This window comes from Phycisphaeraceae bacterium (genome assembly GCA_020851465.1).
Classification (GTDB): Bacteria; Planctomycetota; Phycisphaerae; order Phycisphaerales; family Phycisphaeraceae; genus JADZCR01.
Map to the genome: position 1 here is coordinate 13,584 of JADZCR010000001.1, position 13,104 is coordinate 26,687.

Sequence of the window (13,104 nt, forward strand, 5' to 3'; positions counted from 1 at the left end):
GGACATCATCAAACGTCCTTGATCTTCACCGCTCGGTACGTGGTCCTGTTTCGCCAAGCCATTTTCTTATCCCTTCATCTCATCCGCCGCCTCAACGTCGATGGAGCTGAAGGTGTTGTAATAATTCAGAAAAATCGCCAGCGCCACCGCAGCTTCTGCGGCGGCCAGGACGATGATGAAGATCGAAAACATCTGACCGTGGATCAAAGGCGTCGCATGTTCGCCGCCGGTCCCCGACCAGCCGAACCGGTTAAACGCCACGAAGTTGATCGCCGCCGCGTTAAGCACCAGTTCCACACCGATCAGGATGCCGATCGCGTTACGTTTGGTCAGGATCGTGGCGACTCCCGCCCCAAAGAGCAGAAACGACACGATGAGAAAGTGCATGAGACCGATTTGTGCAATGGGATGCGTCATGGAGGCGGCTCGAAGGCGGTCTTGCAACGTCTGTCAGGGCTTCCTGGCCCCGCAGTCTGTTGGCTATTTGACCCTTTTCCGTGCCATGTATGCCGCACCGATCATCACGACCAGCAGCAGCACGCCGGCGACTTCAAAAGGAACGACATACTCAGTCAGCAGTCCACGGCCGATCGCGGCCACGGTGTCATGCTGGGCAAACCCCGCGTGCGGCTCAACATCACCCAGTGACGCCCCCCCGCCGGGCAGGGTGTTATGCACCAATGCCAGCAGAAGCAGTCCCGCGAGTATCAGGCCGACAAACGTACCGGCGACCCGCTCCCAGACTGCGGCTTTAAGCTGAAGGAACGGGTCTTTACTCGTGAGCATGACGCCGAAGATGATCAAAATCAGTGTGCCGCCCGCATAAACGATGAGCTGAATTGCCGCCAGAAACTCCGCACTGAGCATGAAATAGAAGCCCGCTGCACCCATGAGCGTCAGCAGCAGGTAAACCGCCATGCGCACGATGTTCTGCGACAAAACGATGGCCCACGCGCTGACCACCGTCAAAGCAGCCAACGCGATGAAAAGTAGCGGAGCGATCGGCGACTGCGCCGCGGAAGCAGTCTGTTGCGCAAGGAAGAGCAAGAGCAAAAACCCTTGAAAAAAACGAGATACCGGATCAGGGCGGAAGAATAACGGCGTGGTGAAACGCGGTCAAACCCCACCACCCCTCACACGGAGGTAATTGCGATTCACTGTCCGCATATCGCAAGAAGCCCCGCCTCGTGTAGTGCCTTCGTTTACGACGCATCGGCACACGGAAACACCCTGGTTACGGATACCCTGAATCAGGAGCGACCGCTAAAACGGCATTCCGATGATCTTTGCCTCAAACACGATCGTACCCCGGAGGAGTCCCTGCGCCTGGCAGATGATGCGGCGAGGTCGAAGATCTATTCCAACCCCCAGCAACACCAGCCGATCACCGGGGACGACCTGACCGCGGAACTTCACCTCCTCCACCCCGGCAAAGCCGACGAAGGCCGTACCCGGCAGCCGCTTGATCGCCACGAAGCTCGCCACTTGCGCCGCCGCCTCGATCATCAGCACACCCGGAAACAGCGGCCGTCCGGGGATGTGTCCGGGTACCCAGAACTCATCAGCACGAACATCTTTGAAGGCAACGATACGCTCCAGATCGTCCGACATGTAGTTGATGCCGTCGATCATCCGCATGTGTCCGCGGTGCGGGTTGGTTTTTTCGATTTCATCCACGCCGAACTGTACGTGGTCCAGGTTGATCTGAGAGATGTCAAAAAGAAGCGGTGGAACCATAAGTACTCACAAAGAGGCTCGCGCCAAGCGTTGAGCGACAGTAAAACGGGTGAATGACTACCGACTACAAGCCGGGAACGCCGTTCCCTGGTTGCACGGGGATCCATTTGTGGCTGTGCCGGTGGCTGAAGTTATTCGCCGCCGGGGTCACCCTCGCCGCTTTCACGGGTTTCGAGGACTTTGACCCGCACATCCTGCGCGGCGTTTTTGATCTCCTGCATCAGCTTGCGCACACGTGTGCCGGCCGCCTTGTTGCCCCCCGCCGCCTTGCGCACGTCATCTTCCGCCGACGCCACCAGGCTCTTAAGCCGTTCATAGGCTTCCAACATGGCAGAACTCCTTTCTATCCAAGGGTACGGTGCCGGGAAATAGCCTAACCGACGGCCGCACACGGCGAAAGCATGAAACAAAATAAAAAATCAGCCGGAAATCACGCACCCGCTCCCCACCTCCGGCTCGATCATCCCCGCTCCGCGACTCTGCCGGTCATTTCACCACATTCAACATGGCTTTGAACAGCGGCGTGCCTGCTTCTCGCACCAGCTCAAAAAGCATCGACTCGACCGTCGTAGGCGCGACGCCCGCTTGAATCAGCCGCTCAATCCCCATTTCCATGTCGAATGGCCGGCGGGAACCGATCGCATCGGTCGTCAGCGCGACGTTGTAGCCGTGCTCCAGAAGATCGAGGCAGGTTTGCAGCACGCAGACATGGGCTTCTACGCCGCAGACGATAACACTGGTGAACTTACCGCGCCGCAGTTCCTCAAGCACGGGATCAACGCAGGCGGAGAACAGCACCTTGTCTTGATTACACAAAGCTCGTGCGATGCGGGGCTGAAGTTCAGGCAGCGTGACGCCCAGACCTTTGCGGTAGTGCTCGGTCACCAGCATCGGCAGGTTGATCGCGTTGGCGCCATCGAGCAGCCGCGCGACCTGCGGAACCAGCGACTGGGCGTTGTGCATGTGCGGAACGAGTTTTTCCTGCATATCCACCACCAGCAAGGCGGCGGACTCCAGTCGAAAACGTGTGGGAGGCATGGCTGGATTCTACAAAACTAAGAGTTGTGATAAATCTGATCACTGGTGAAAAATTCGGGACACGATGTGTGTAACCGACAAGGGACGTAGTGGACAATCGACAATCGGTGATTGAGACGCCAGAATCTTCGTGTGAACGGCCTGCCCACGAACACCGACGAATTGCTCCGTCGTCTGCTCGATCACGACGCCGCCGCTTGGCGCGAGTTGGTGGAGGGCTATACCGGTTTTCTGCTGGCGATGTCTCGGCGGACATTCGCATCCTATGGCGTGCGGACGGATGGCCAGGACTTTGAGGATGCCGTCGCCGACGTCTGGAAAAACCTGCTGGAAAACGATCTCCGCCTTGTCCGTCAGTGCATTGAGCGGGGAAATTTTGTGCAAACGCTCCAGGTGCTGGTGCGTAACCGCAGCATCGACCTGATGCGAAAAAGGCAAAACGCGACGATCGCTCTGAATGAAGGCCACGCGGTCACCCAGCCTGCCGCCGCCTCCACGGAAGCGGATCTGGAGCCTGGCGAACTGGCCAGGGCCATGGGTGAGCTGACCGCACGCGAGCGCACCCTCGTGAACCTGTTTTTTCTTCAGAGGAAAAAGTACCGCGAGATCTCCGCCTTGACCGGTATCCCGCAGAACAGCATCGGCCCGACGCTCGCCCGCGCGGTCGCACGCCTTCGCCAATCGCTCAAGCGTGACTGAGGCTACGATTCGAGATGCAGGATGTCAGCATGAACAAGCGAAAAGAAAAGCCGTCGAATGAATCAGGTGAAAAAAAGATTCTGCCGACCGCCACGAGAAAAACCGGCGGGCCGCGTGGCGGCAAACCCGTCGAAAAGCCGTTGACCCGCGAGGAAGAGGAAGCCCGTGTGCGCGAGCAATTGCGGGCGCTCGGATACCTTTAAGGCGTGCCGGCCCACGAAATCAATCTTTGGGCGTACATCGATCCCACCGGCGGGCTGCCGCCGTCGATCTGGGGTGTTCTGCTGGCTTCCCTGCTGGGTGGTCTGGGTGTTGCGATGGCTCTGCTCAAGCTCTGGGGCCGTCACCTCTGGCGTCTGCTGAACACACACCGAGGGATGGTTGTGCTCCTCGTGCTGCTGGCGGGTGGTATCGTTGGCGGCGTGGCGTTTTTCCGAAAAGCCCAAAATCCCGCCGCCCCCCCTGCCGCTGCCGCAAAACAGCGCGTCGTGATTCTCGCGCTTGACGGGCTTGATCCCGGACTGTGCGATCAGTTCCTGGCCGAAGGGAAACTCCCCAATCTCGCGCGTCTGGCCGGCGAGGGTGTGTACCGTCGGCTGGCGACCGTCACCCCGCCGCAAAGCCCCGTCGCCTGGTCGTCATTCATCACCAGCCGCGATGCCGCTTCACACGGCGTGTTTGATTTCATCAAGCGAGACCCCCGGACTTACCTCCCCGATATCTCGATCGCCGACCGCCGTAACGGCAAGCTCCCGTGGCGCGGCGAACCGTTCTGGGATCACGGATCCATCAGCGAGCAAGGTCTGGTGGCTCTGCGGTTGCCCTTGACCTTTCCCGCGCCAAAGCTCAACGGCCGCCTGCTCGCCGGCATGGGTGTCTGGGATGTACGCGGCACGGAGGGAACCTATGCGTTCTTCTCCACCAGCCCGGTGAAACTCGAAGAGCCTCGCGGCATCATTCTCAACCTTGTCGCAAACGGCACAACGCTACGCGGCGATCTGCCGGGGCCTTATGTCACCGGACAAAAATCCGTCGCAACACAATCCTTTGAAATCGACCTTGGCTCCAAGCCGCAGCCGACGTTGAAAATCCAGGGCAAAACCTACCCGCTGCGACAAGACGGCTGGAGCGACTGGATCAGCGTGGAGTTTCGCTTTGGTGCGTTGAATCTCGAAAAAATCCGAGGCATCACACGCGCCATCCTGCACCATTCCGCCCAGCAAACCACGCTCTATTTCTCGCCGATCAATCTCGATCCGGTCGAGCCTCGGTATGTCATCAGCTATCCGAAGGGATACTCCGCGGAGCTGGACCGACACATCGGCCACTATCACACACGCGGGATGCCGTTCGACTTCCAGGCGCTCAAGGACGGCGTCATCAGTGATGATGAGCTTCTCGATCAATGCCGCAGTGTCACGGATGAAACCGAGCGGATGCTGTTCCACGAGTTGGCCCAGGTAAATCGCGGGATGCTCTTTGCGTATTTCGAGGCGCCGGACATCATTCAGCACATGTTCTGGCGCACGATCGACCCGCAGCATGCGCTGTATAACGACGCCGAGACAGCCGCTCACCGCGACGTCATCTCAGAGCATTACCGTCAGCTTGATGCGCTGGTGGGTCGTGTCCGGGCGGCAATGGGTGATCGCGGTACGCTGCTGGTGATTTCGGATCACGGCTTTGCGCCGTTTCGCCGCGGTGTCCACCTCAACGCAGTACTCCGCAGGCTGGGCTATCTGACACTCAAGCCAGGTGTCGAATCCTCGGAAGATTTTCTCAAGGGTGTGGACTGGTCCAGGACACGCGCTTACGCGCTGGGGATCAATGCTGTTTACCTGAACCTCGCCGGTCGCGAGGGAGAAGGCATCGTCAAACCCACCGACGCCGCGGCACTGTTGGCGCAGATCAAAGCTGACCTTGAAGCGTTCATCGACCCGGTCACGGGAGACAAAGCCATCAAGAACGTAACGATTTTCGCTGAAGGGCGCGAGATATCGGCCAGCGCACCTGATCTGGTCGTCGGTTACGCGAGGGGATACCGCGCGTCGTGGTCCACCGCATGGGGTGGCGTGCCGGTGGAAACAACCCAGACCAATGTGAGTAAATGGAGCGGCGACCACTGCATCGCCGCCGATGAGGTTCCTGGGGTATTCTTTTCCAGTGACCCATCACTGACCGCTCAGAATCTGATGGGTGTCGCGCCGGCGGTCGAGGCTTTTCTGTCAGGCACCCCGTAAAAAGAGGAACATCGTGCGACCTATCGCTACCGCCTTTCTCTTTGTCCTGGCTGTTCTGATCGTCATCGGTATCGGCGTCTGGCTGATGCTGCCCAATCACCCCGGCTCAAGCCACTCCGCCTCCACAACCTCGCGCAGCCGCCAGCCTAACGTCGTCCTTATCTCTCTCGATACTGTTCGCCCCGATCATCTCTCCCTCTATGGCTATGCGCGAAAGACCACGCCGAATATCGAACGCTTCTTCGCACAGGACGGCGCAGCGGTATTCAGTCAGGCTCGCGCTCAGGCTCCCTGGACGCTGCCTTCGCATATGTCACTTTTCACGTCGATGCTGCCCAGTCAGAACGGAGTGGACAGCATTAACCAGGTCTTACCCGACTCCCTCACCACCCTGCCGCAAATACTCCAGACCCACGGCTACCGAACCGCCGCTCTGGTCAACAACGGCCAGATGCGGGCACACTGGGGATTCAACCGTGGTTTTGACGAGTGGCGCGAGTTTGCCGTCGATACACCGCAAGGTGAATGCGGCAACATCACCAGCGAAGCGATCCAATGGATGAGCAGACATCAGTCCGGGGACGCATCCACTGACAAGGGCAACGCTCCCTTTTTTCTTTTTCTCCACTACTACGACGCGCACGATCCTTACGATGCACCTGAGACTTTCAAGAAAGCGATGGGGGCTACGCTCAGCGGAGCACAGTCGCGGGAACTGGCGGAGTCGCACCGATTTCCGGGAAATGATCTGGACGCCAAGGCGAAGGAAAGTCTGATTGCCAGCTACGACGCGCAGCTCGCCTGGCTCGATGACGAGCTGGGCAAACTTTTCGACAAACTGCCGCCGAACACGCTGGTCGTGCTTTTTTCGGATCACGGGGAAGCATTCGACGAGCACGGCTGGACGTTGCACGGAGCCTCGCTGTACGAAGAGGAAATCCGTGTTGCGCTGGCGATGAGGTTTCCCGGCCTGAAGACTTCCACCCGACGCTTCGACGAACAGGTCACGCTCCTCGACGTAGCCCCGACCATTCTTACCGCGTGCGGCTTCACCCTTCCGTCACAATTCACCGGCAACGATCTCCGGCTGCTGCTCGATGACGTGCCCCTGCCGCCGCGACTCGTCCAGATGGAAACCAAGGCGGTGCTGGAGGGCAAAATCGTGTACGGCGCAGTGCTCAACGAGTGGAAGGCGACCTACTCGCTGCTCGACGGCGTGACGCAGGTTTTCAAGCTCCCTGACGAAAGCAAAACCATCACTGGCTCGCAGGGCAGCGGTCAGACGCTGGTGAATTTTCTTCACGACGTGGCGCGCGAAGATGAATACTGGATGATCACCGCTGCGGGTGACGGCGACTTTGAAGTATCGCTCGAAGCCACCGCGGGAAAGTTCGCGCTGTTCATTCCGATCGACTTCGATGCAGAGCGTGACCGCATTGAGCCTTCCGAAGATGGAACACGCATCAAGCTCGTGGTCTATCCGCGCGGAAAACAGCGGCGGATATACCTGAAGCTGTCCGATCCGACGGCGGGTATCCGACTCGACTTCAAACACAACGGCATTCCCTCGCCGGCAGAGGTCCGTCTCGGAGAAAGCGGCTCCTTGCCGACTGCGCTGCCCACGGAGGTGACGCTCGAAACCGACCTCTCCGATCCGGTCATGACAGGCAATGAAACTGTGCGACCCGGCCTGAGCCTCCGCCGTCATAAATCGCTGGGAAAAACAGCCCCGCCGCGCAACACCGCGACCCCGGACGAGGAGACGCTCCGGCAACTCCGTTCGCTGGGCTACACACGCTGACTTTTCCGCACGGGTACCGTATTTTCAACCGTGGATTTCATCGAGCAATGGTCACTTGACGCGCCCGCGCAACGCGGCAAATATGCGTCAATACCCGCCGTCATGGCTGGATGCTCCAACCTGATTTCAATGCTTCCATGAGGATCACTGGCATGAATGTTTCCCGACGCGCGATCCGCGCCGCTCTGCTCGGCCTCTCCGCCGCCTTGGTTTCGCCGCTTTCAGCGCAAGTCGAACCGGGCTGGAACGGCAACATGGCCAAGAATCCCGGCTTCGAGGAGGACTTCGTCAACACCCGCGCTGAAGGCCACGTGCTCTCCTTCAAAGGTGACTGGTTTTACAACCAGCAGGATCTGATTCCCGACTACTGGGCTTTCCCCAAGGGGCAGTCGTGGTCGAGCGACCGGCCGCACAGCGGGAGCAAAGCTCTGAAGCTCGATGCTGGACAGACGGCGGTGCAGACGTTACCCGGCGCGCAATTTCAGGACGGAGGCAGTGCCTGGGCAGGCGCATCGAATTTCCCCATCAAAGGCATTGATGCTGCGAAGTTCAATCTACCGCTGAAGGTCACCGCCTGGGTTCGGGGCGAAGGATTAATCACCATCTCCGCCGGCAAGGGTAACGGCGTGACCGCCAAGGGCGGCGGCGCAGATTGGCAGCTCGTCACCGCCGAGTTACCTGCCGATCAGATCAACCCTGCCGCACAGGTAACGGTCACGCTGACGGGTCCTGGTGAGTTTGACGATGTTTCGATCACAGAAAAACAGAGCGGCGCAGCCAATCTGATTCCCAACCCCGGCTTCGAGGAGGCCGACGCACAGGGCAACCCGACGGGCTGGTCCGCGCAGAAGAAGTACCGTGCGATCGGGCCGACCTATTACGTCTGGACCGACTGGAATCACGCCTTCCGTGACAATCGCGGAGCGGTCAGTGTCGATCCGCTGGTGGCGTTTTCCGGTAAGCAGTCGCTGCGTTTTGATGTGTATCCGGGTGATGAAAAATACATCGAGAGTGACGCCATCGTGCTCAACCAGACCACGCCGGGCGTCATCGAGGTGGGCGTCTATGTCAAGGCTGACCGCGCCAAGCTCATTGATGTCCGTCTGGTCGATCAGGACGGTGCTTCACTCAAGAGCGTCTATCCCACACAGCCCGAATACTCCACCGGAGGCACCGCGACGTACGGTAATGGCACCTTCGACTGGCGCTATGTACGGAAATTCTTTGCCGCACCCTTTGATCAACCCATGAAGAGCGTGCGGGTACGACTGGCGGCACGCGGGTTCAATGCGCACACGCTCGACGACGCAGGAACCCGTGCCTATGCCTGCCAAGTCGGTACGGTCTGGTTTGACAACCTTCACGTCTCCGAACGCGGCAGCACACCGGCAGCGGACGTGAAGTTTTATCCCGCCGCAGCCGTCACTCCGCCGTCACTCAGTGCCGATGTCGATCTGGGAGATCGACTCTACGGATTGAATACGCTCCGCGTCCGACTGCGCACGCCGGGTACTTACAAGGTCAAACTCACGACTACCCTACCGGGCCAGCAGCCGACCGTTACCGAGTCAGTTCCGGTCACCATTGCCGCCAACGCCACGGGTGTCATCGAGACCCCTTACGAGATCAGCCATCTGGCGGGCGATCTATCCGCGCAAGGCTCGCTGAAGGTTGAACTCCAGCGGGACGGCCAGACGATCGCCGCTTCCACTTACGCCTTCAATACCTGGCCGGTCGTCGTGGACTTTGACGTGGCACGCCACTACAACCTGCCCGGTGAAAATCCAGTTACGACGACGATGAACCTCGGCGTCGCTTCGGACACCCTGGCGCGAACCGCGAAGATCGAGCTGGCGCTGGTCCGAGCCGGTGACAACCAGTCCGTTATCGAATCACTGCCTCCCATCACTGATCTCAAAGCTGCGTTTGCTGCATCGCTCGACGGCCTGCCCAAGGCGCAGACGGAGAGTTATGAGTTCAACCTGCCTACTAACGCATGGTGGGCGGATCGCGCACGGCTGCTGGTCACCAAACTCGACCTATCCCGGCTGTCGGTCCACCCGCATGACAACCCGATGCGCGACACCGCGCTGAGACTTCGAGGTCTCGATGCAGCCGGCAAGGTGCTCTTCGAGGATGTCAGCGATCCCTTTGGCCGGATGCAGGCACCGCCCACGCAACCGGCTATCACCAAGGTGGAGATCCGTGAGGACGGCGCGATTCTCATCAACGGCCAGCCGCGCTACATCTTCGGCGCCACGCACCAGAACACGCGGACGACCCATACCCCCGCCATCATCGCGCAACTGGGGCTGACCGGTCACCGTCTGACGCAGGGTATGAAAAACGAGGAAATGGCGGACATGTTCAACAAGTGGGGCTTGTATTCCCTCCAGGCCAAGCCCGATCCGTCCATCGGCGGCACGGCAGTCGTCAGCGAGCTTAACGCGGCGCAGAAAACCGCCTTTGACGCATGGGTCGCCGGCGGGGGAATGAAATATGTCGTCAGCCTCAACACCGGCGGATGGGAAGCGGTGATCGACTACAACAACGCTGCTCTGGTCGAGAAACACAAAGCCTTCAACGAGCAGATCCGCGCTCAGTCCCAGCGCCCCACCGCCATCAGCACCAGCGGCGCGTACAACGCCTGGTGGCTTTCCCACCTGCCCTTCTATGACATCGATCACGCCGAAACGGAAATGTGGGGACCGATGGATTTCAACGTCATCTTCACCCCCTACATGAAGCGTTATCGCAAGGAGCCGACCGCCTGGGTTTATCTCCCGCAGCTTTACGACAACACACCTTTCGAGCGCTATCGCTTTGAGAGCTACGAGAACATCATCCGCGGATCAGCGGGTGTCTCGATGATTCAAGGCATCGGTGATCCGACCTTCAATCGTGGTCTGGCGGGCGAGCTGCGCCACCTTGAAAAGCCGCTCAACAGCCTCGACAAGGCTCCAGAAGTCACCTTCGAGCCGAACGTCTCGCACAAGGTCACCAGCTACGAGGGCAAGACCTATATCCTGGCGACCAATGCCGGCCCGGTGCAGATCGGTTCCTTCAAGTGGAACACCGAGACGAAAAAGAGCGGTAACGCCAGCCACGAAGGCGACACGCATAACCAGTTATGGTTCCGTCCCGCGGGCATCCGCATCCACGGATTCCGCGGGCTGCCTCTGCCTGAACTGGTACGCAAAGGCGACAAAATCGTGCAGTGGGTCTGGATCGATCCCAACGAGACACCCGATTGGGCGATGGTCGCAGTGCGCGGCGACGGACGATTTTCACATGCCGGCGTCATCGGCAAGTTCGACTTCGCCAAGTTCCAGGCGGACTACGGCAACGTCGTCATGTTCTCCGAGCTTGAACACTCCGTGTGGCATGACATCAACTGGGTATTCGACCCGCCCACGTATCAGTTGGCGATCAAACTCATGGGCCAGAAGTGGGCCGACGATATGAAAAAATCCGCCGACGGATACAAAGCCAAGGTGGATGCGACGACCTACAAGGCCGGCGATTTCAAGGTCGTCTCCCCTGATATCGCTGCCGCCAAAGGCAACTGGGTGAAGATCGAGCTTGATGCGGATCAATCCGGTCTGACGGGCAAGCTCGTGGATGGGTTCGCTTATCTAACGCAGAACGGTCGCGCACTGTGGGATTACTCCGTGCTCGAACGTGACGGCAAAGTCGTGCGCGTCTTCTGCGAGGACAGCGTCGGCATCGACCGCGCCCTGCTGGCCAAAGTCCGCATCAACATACCCGGCCTCAAGAAAGGCACGAAAATCCGACCGCTCTTTGAGAACCGTGAATTGACTGCCGAGGACGGCTTCTTCACCGATGACTTCACCGGTGTGGATACCTACGGCTATGAAGCAGGCGGCGTCGAGGGTGACATGCTGGGCTTCGTCAAAGATCCCAACCGCGAACTGCCCCGGATGATGCCCAGCGGCTACGGATACAGCTACGGTCCGACGGCGGTACGCATCTACGAAATCAAACCGTGATGCACCTGACGACCAATCAAGTCGCAATGCCGACTGCGTGAGCTGTGTGAGCTATGTACACGGGTGAGCTATGCGCACGCGCTGCAGCTATGTGCGTTTGACGCGCACTTTCAGCGAGTAGAAGACCAGGGAACATCAACCGCGTGACATCGTGCGATCAGCGATTCACCAATTTGTCCGCCTGAAGCGCGACTTTCTTGAATGCTGCCGCATAGCGTTCGATGGCATCCTTGCGGTCGTGCTTGAACCACGGGATACCCAAGCAGCGGCCGCCCAGCAGCAACGCTTCACTGACGGGCAGTGAACCGAGACTCTGGCGTACATCGCGCTGTGCGAAGGCGATGCGTGTGGGCTTGCCGTCGCCGTACACATCCGCCTGATTGAGCACCGGATGCGTGTGGAGGATCGTGTTGCAGCCGCGACCGGACAAACCGCCCTCAGCCACGACTGCTTCGATGAACTGCGCCACAGGCAGGCCGCCAAGCTCTTCGGGAATGTAGTGACCCAGCGGGTTGTACCAGCCGCCCATGGTCGAGCCTTGTTTTGCGGCTTCCTTGTCGGGGCGATGCGCCCGCAGGCCGGGGACGCCTTCGAGCAGATCCCAGAAGCGGTTCATAGCCGCTTGAATCTCCTTGATTCGGGCGGGGTAGTACTTCAACTGCACGCGACCCATCGCCGAGGCCGTCTGCACCATGCGCAGCTTGTAGCCGCCAAGCGGCAGGCCAGCGAACTTAGCCAGGTGCGGATCCTTGATTTCGCCGGTTCTCTCGTAATGTCCCAGCGCGATGGCACGCTCGTAGATAAGTTGATCGTTGGTCGAAAGCATGCCCGCCTCGCCGATGGCGAAGCTCTTACCCCCCATCATCGACATCGCGCCCACATCGCCGATCGAGCCGCAGAGACGGCCCTTGTAGTACGTTCCGTGGGCGTGGCTGACGTCCTCGATGACCTTCACTCCGTGTTTGCGGGCGATAGCCATGATCGGGTCCATGTCCGCGGGATAACCGCAGTAATGGACAGGCACGATTGCCTTGGTACGGCTGGTGATGCGGTGCTCGATGTCATGGGGATCCATGCAGAGCGAAACGGGGTCGATGTCACAGAAGACCGGCGTCGCACCGAGGGCATAACAGGGCAGAGCACTGGCCCAATACGTCATGCTGGGGACGATGATCTCATCGCCGCGACCGACGCCGCAGCCGTACATCGCCGCCAGCAGCGCAGCCGTGCCATTGCAGTTTCCCAGGGAGAACTTCACACCCTGATATTCCGACCACTCCTTCTCAAATTGTCGCGTGATGTCGGTCCCGCTGAACCGTGCGGTACGCATGACATCGAGAACCGCAGCCTCATCCTCGGCTGTGACAATCGGCCAGTGGAACAGATCGGGGATGAACTGCGGCACAGTCTTGGGGCCGCCAAGAATAGCCAACTGTTCTGATTCAAGCGTCTGTGTGGTCACGGACATTCTCCTTAAAGCAGGTGGAATCAGTCACGTAAAATCACGATTATACCATATCAACGACTAACCACAACCAAATATTTTATACGATTTTACGTTTAACATCAACCCGTCATT

General features: G+C 59.3%; 11 protein-coding genes. 5 read left to right on the forward strand and 6 right to left on the reverse strand.

The window, feature by feature from the left end; translation table 11 throughout:
• Nucleotides 1–66 precede the first annotated feature (66 nt).
• From nuoK to IT444_00095, 5 genes are all read right to left on the reverse strand, one after another.
• Entirely contained in the window at nt 67–417 is a 351-nt protein-coding gene (gene nuoK / locus IT444_00075) for an NADH-quinone oxidoreductase subunit NuoK (GenBank protein ID MCC7191148.1), read from the reverse strand.
• Between the two features lie 63 nt (nt 418–480).
• Nucleotides 481–1,047: an NADH-quinone oxidoreductase subunit J gene (locus IT444_00080; protein MCC7191149.1), complete on the reverse strand. Its 567-nt coding sequence runs from the start codon at nt 1,045–1,047 to the stop codon at nt 481–483.
• 216 nt (nt 1,048–1,263) lie between these two features.
• A complete protein-coding gene (locus tag IT444_00085) occupies nt 1,264–1,737 on the reverse strand; it encodes a beta-hydroxyacyl-ACP dehydratase (protein MCC7191150.1) in 474 nt (157 codons plus the stop codon).
• Between the two features lie 131 nt (nt 1,738–1,868).
• A complete protein-coding gene (locus IT444_00090; GenBank protein ID MCC7191151.1) occupies nt 1,869–2,066 on the reverse strand; it encodes a hypothetical protein in 198 nt (65 codons plus the stop codon).
• 157 nt (nt 2,067–2,223) lie between these two features.
• Complete coding sequence (locus IT444_00095) at nt 2,224–2,775, reverse strand: isochorismatase family protein (protein ID MCC7191152.1); 552 nt, start codon at nt 2,773–2,775, stop codon at nt 2,224–2,226.
• Nucleotides 2,776–2,886: 111 nt separating this feature from the next.
• Here IT444_00095 and IT444_00100 point away from each other — a divergent pair, with 111 nt between their 5' ends.
• From IT444_00100 to IT444_00120, 5 genes are all read left to right on the forward strand, one after another.
• Entirely contained in the window at nt 2,887–3,474 is a 588-nt protein-coding gene (locus tag IT444_00100; protein ID MCC7191153.1) for a sigma-70 family RNA polymerase sigma factor, read from the forward strand.
• Between the two features lie 29 nt (nt 3,475–3,503).
• Complete coding sequence (locus IT444_00105; GenBank protein ID MCC7191154.1) at nt 3,504–3,677, forward strand: hypothetical protein; 174 nt, start codon at nt 3,504–3,506, stop codon at nt 3,675–3,677.
• Between the two features lie 3 nt (nt 3,678–3,680).
• Nucleotides 3,681–5,714, forward strand: a complete 2,034-nt coding sequence (locus IT444_00110; protein MCC7191155.1) for an alkaline phosphatase family protein — start codon at nt 3,681–3,683, stop codon at nt 5,712–5,714.
• A 13-nt stretch (nt 5,715–5,727) separates the two neighbouring features.
• Nucleotides 5,728–7,515, forward strand: coding sequence for a sulfatase (locus IT444_00115; protein MCC7191156.1), 1,788 nt, complete (start codon nt 5,728–5,730; stop codon nt 7,513–7,515).
• A 152-nt stretch (nt 7,516–7,667) separates the two neighbouring features.
• Entirely contained in the window at nt 7,668–11,525 is a 3,858-nt protein-coding gene (locus IT444_00120; protein MCC7191157.1) for a hypothetical protein, read from the forward strand.
• Between the two features lie 157 nt (nt 11,526–11,682).
• On the opposite strand, the gene IT444_00125 is transcribed toward IT444_00120, so the two are convergent.
• The gene (locus IT444_00125; protein MCC7191158.1) at nt 11,683–12,987 is read right to left on the reverse strand and encodes a DegT/DnrJ/EryC1/StrS family aminotransferase; all 1,305 of its coding nucleotides are present in this window, start codon (nt 12,985–12,987) and stop codon (nt 11,683–11,685) included.
• Nucleotides 12,988–13,104: the final 117 nt, after the last annotated feature.